Source organism: Verrucomicrobiota bacterium (assembly GCA_016871495.1).
In the GTDB taxonomy this organism is placed as follows: Bacteria; Verrucomicrobiota; Verrucomicrobiia; order Limisphaerales; family VHDF01; genus VHDF01.
The window spans coordinates 1-4103 of sequence record VHDF01000173.1; the positions used below are offsets into that span (position 1 = coordinate 1).

General features: G+C 60.0%; 4 protein-coding genes and 1 tRNA gene. 2 read left to right on the forward strand and 3 right to left on the reverse strand.

The features are described from left to right. Nucleotides 1-1286 (reverse strand): hypothetical protein (locus FJ404_19470; GenBank protein ID MBM3825028.1); only part of this gene is annotated, 1286 nt, incomplete at its 3' end. Nucleotides 1287-1304: 18 nt separating this feature from the next. Further along, nucleotides 1305-2204: a prephenate dehydrogenase/arogenate dehydrogenase family protein gene (locus tag FJ404_19475; GenBank protein MBM3825029.1), complete on the reverse strand. Its 900-nt coding sequence runs from the start codon at nucleotides 2202-2204 to the stop codon at nucleotides 1305-1307. 542 nt (nucleotides 2205-2746) lie between these two features. Between FJ404_19475 and FJ404_19480 the strand changes: the two genes are divergently transcribed. Further along, nucleotides 2747-2838 (forward strand) — tRNA-Ser (locus FJ404_19480). 158 nt (nucleotides 2839-2996) lie between these two features. Here the strand turns inward: FJ404_19480 and FJ404_19485 are convergent. Beyond that, complete coding sequence (locus FJ404_19485) at nucleotides 2997-3734, reverse strand: helix-turn-helix transcriptional regulator (GenBank protein ID MBM3825030.1); 738 nt, start codon at nucleotides 3732-3734, stop codon at nucleotides 2997-2999. 143 nt (nucleotides 3735-3877) lie between these two features. Between FJ404_19485 and FJ404_19490 the strand changes: the two genes are divergently transcribed. Then, on the forward strand, nucleotides 3878-4103 hold a 226-nt coding region (locus FJ404_19490), incomplete at its 3' end, for a hypothetical protein (protein MBM3825031.1).

Consider the following 4103-nt stretch of genomic DNA (forward strand, 5'->3'; position numbering starts at 1 on the left):
CATTCGGCGGACATCAACTCCACCGACAACGGGCGTCCTGCCGCGTCACGAAGGACGACTCCCAGGCCGTGAGGCGGGGCCTCGGCCAGTTTCTGGAAAAAGTTCGGAAATGTTTTTTTCACGCAGGCGGGATCTTTGAGGCGCATGTTGGGGACTTTCAACCCCAGAATCGCAAAACACATCGCGACGCGATGATCTCCGTACGTCTCGATTTCGGCGCCGCGCATCATGTCCTTCCGCGGCCGAACCTCCAGGGTGTCCCCGTGCTCCCGCACCTCCACCCCGCACTTCGTCAACTCGGTGCGCAAAGCCACGACACGCTCGCATTCCTGCACGCGCAATCTTCCCAAATCGGTGAAACAGACCGGACGTGATCCCAACGCCGACAGCACGATCGCGGTCATGATGCTGTCCCCCAAATCGGTCCGCCGGGAAACGCGCGCGGGGAGATCGAGCCACTTCGGAAATGCCGCGTCAATCTGCCAGCCGGAGACAGGCCAATGGGCCACCTTCACCGCGTCCACCACCCCGAACGTCGATTGCTGGACGAGGTTGGCTCCCCAAAAATAGCTCCCGCTCGAGGCGTCCGGTTCAATTTGAAACACGCCGCCCGAGGACGGAAAAACTCGTGTCAATTGCCGGGTCATCTCGACGTAAGACGACTCCTCTTCATTGTCTCCCTCCACCGCAACTCGCCACCTTCCCACACCAGCCGAAAGCAGCAAGGCCGAGGCAAACTGGGAACTCTCGGCGAGCGAAACGCGGCACGTTCCCTCCCGGGGTCCTCCTCCTCGAATGAGCGCGGGCAGCCTGTCCCCCGGCGCCTCAATGAGGTACCCCAACTCGCGCAACGCCGCAAAGAGAGCGCCTTGTGGACGCTGATGCATCCGTGGCACTCCGTGAATCCGATACCATCCCTCGCCCAAGCAAACGAAAGCCGACAGGAAACGTGCGGCCGTTCCGGCGTTGCCCGCGAAAAGTTCAACGGGGTTTGAAACCGTTCCACCGGCAGGCACTCGTCCACCCCATCCGCGCACCGTCAAGACGCGGTTGCAGGATTCGGAGGGATCGGACTCCACGGAGATTTCGAACCCGAGATGCCGCAATCCCTCCACCATGACCTGGGTGTCCTCGCTCCATAACGCGCCCTTCAGGGTCGTGCACCCCGGGGCGAGCGCCGCCAGGATCAACGCGCGATTGGTGATGCTTTTCGATCCGGGCACGCTCACCTCGGCATGAACCGGCGAGGCCAAAGGAACCACTTCGATGAAATCGGGCCATGCCATGATGCCTGGAAAAGCGCCTCAGACTTTGGCGGCATCGTCCGGGGACTTGGACGCGGAAGCCTCGATCCATTGGTCGCGCCGCTTCTTCGCCTGCGCGAAAAACTCGTGCAATCCCGGGCTGTTGCCCGCCTCCACCGCCTCGCGAAAGGCGGACAGATCTTCGATAAATACCCCCAGTGTCCGGAGCAGATGCTCGCGGTTGGCGAGCGCGATATCGCGCCACATTTCGGGCGAACCGGACGCGACTCGCGTGGTGTCCCTGAATCCCGAAGCACAGAGCGTGGCTTGCTCCTCGTTGTGGGCCGGGCTCAGCACGTAGTTGGCCAGAGCCGCCGCGGCGACATGGGGCAAATGACTCGTCCGCGCCACATACGCGTCATGCAGGTCGGGCGGAAGACTCTTGACGCGGCCACCCACGCTTTCCCAGAGCGTGGCGACAGCACGCAGCGCGTCGGCATCCGTGCTGGCGGTGGGAGTCACCACGCAGATGGATCCCTCAAAAAGTTTTTCCCGGGCAGCCGCGACTCCCATGAGTTCTCCACCGGCCATCGGGTGGCTGCCCACAAAGTGGCCTCGACTGCCCGATAGAATGCGCTCCATCTCGCGCACCACTTCCCCCTTCACACTGCCCACGTCCGTGACCACCGCGCCAGGTTCCAACCAAGGTTTGAAGGACTCGGCCAGGCCGGGCATTTGGGAAAGTGGCGTGCAAAGGATGATCAGGCCCGCACCCGAAACGGCCTCTTCAAGCTTCAGGGTGGCGTGATCCACGACCTTGAACTTCAAGCAATCGCGCTGGCTGGAGGGGCGGCGGACGAAGCCCGTCACGTGTCCGGCCAGTTGAAGGCGCTTGAGATCGAGCCCGAGCGAACCGCCGAGCAATCCCACGCCAATCAAGGCCACTTTCCGCCAATGCATGCGGCGGATGATGGGGTGCCCAAACCAAACTTCAACCTTGAAACCGCGCTGCGCCCGGGCACTGGAGTACCTGAAGATTGTCAGCCCGGACGAGGCGGCTTTCAGGAGCGCGGCTGGGTCGCAAGACCAGCCGCCGCAACGATTCCATCCCACATCCCGTGGCCCGTTCCATCCGCGCCGTGACAACAACCCCTGCGACCCGTTTCAGCACTTCCGCGCACCGAGCGTCCCCTTCGGAACACGCCGTGCGGGCGCCGGTGCATCCAGGGGTTGTCGGTGACCGGTTTGTCGTGGTCACGCAGACAGCCCTGTCTGCTGTGGCACAGGCGGCCCAGCCTGCGGGCGACGAAGGGAACCAGGCGCGTGAAGAGCATGGATGGGCCTTGTTCTTCACCCGCCGGGCCGACGGGCAGTCGGCGATACGGCAGGCTGGGCAGCCTGCGCCACACGACAGACCACTTCGGGATGCACGGTGCGGGCGCGGACGGAAAAGTTTCTCCTTGCCCGAGACCTTCCGTTGAGGGTCAATCGCGGGGTTGGTCGGAGAGGTGGCTGAGTGGCCGAAAGCGACGGTTTGCTAAACCGTTATACGGGTTAAACCGTATCGGGGGTTCGAATCCCCCCCTCTCCGCCAAATTTCACGAAATCCATGCCAAAACAGGGGTTTTTTCGTTTCCAGAGGGTGCGTGGTGCGAAGCAAGCGGGTGCAACGAGAGGAAAGAATTTGCCCGAAAGTGAACGGTTTTGGGCAAATATTTGGGCAAATCATTCACCCGCCGAGAAGGGGGCCTTCTACTTCACTCTGGCCTTTCTCGTCGGGGATCGCTTCGAAACAGGTGGCGGAGCGGATTTGATTGCCGGTTTACGGACTCTCGAAGAGCGCCGTTTGCGACGCTCCAAGAGATCATTACGAATCTTCGTGGTCTCGTCAGAAAAATGTTTCACAACTGCCTGAAGATCATCACCAATACCCCACTTACTTCCAATGATAGCTGCCACCTCCTCGTGTATTGGTGGATCCCATCGCCTTGCCTCCTCGTCCGTCAAACTCTTTCCCTCAAACGTTTTCTTCCTTAAATCCTTCAAGGCTGCGTCAACTCTGTAATCGAGTAGGCAGAATTTCTTCCCGCGGTAGGCACGTATAAAAAGAACTACGAGCCTGTTCAATACCTTTAAGAACTGCCATTGGACGCGTATCATCTCGCGGGATGGACCGCCACCCTCTATGGACGGATCTCGCAGATAGGCCTGAGTCGATTCAAACATTTGCTTAGAATATGGGGCACCCGCCAAATCCGTCGCCGGCTTGTTCACGTCGTCTTCCTTGAGCCAAATGAGGTCGACGCCCGTAAGACTAGAAATCAAATGTCCCAATCTGTCGCCAAGTTTGAGTTTTCCAAGTTCGATCGCTTGTATGGTGGGGACGGAACAGTCAAGCATCGAAGCCATTTCCTTTTGGGTCAGGCCAAGGAATGTCCGGAGCACGGCCAGCGTGTGACGTTGAGGTGATGGTCGCATCAGCGAAAACATACCATGTACGTTTTAAATATCTATGCTTTTAATGCGGACATGGACTAAAGATGAACGTCCGGTGAAAGGCCGGGTCAAATCGGAGCAGTGCGGAGCATGGTGCGCCGCGTCCGGTGCGGAAAGTGATCTCGATGAAATCTGGGATGAACGAGCTGGTTGTGAAGGGAAAGCTGGTGAGCGCGGGACAGTTGCTCGACGAACTGTTTCACCCGAACTGCAAGCCGAGCCTGCGCTGGCTGCGGTCGCAAACGAAGTCGAAGGCGATCCCGGTAGTTCGCATCGGGCATCTGGTGTTTTTCGATGTTGACATGGTTCGGGCGACGCTGGCCGGCAAGAACCTTGTCCGCCATCGCCTGTCGGCGCCCCCCG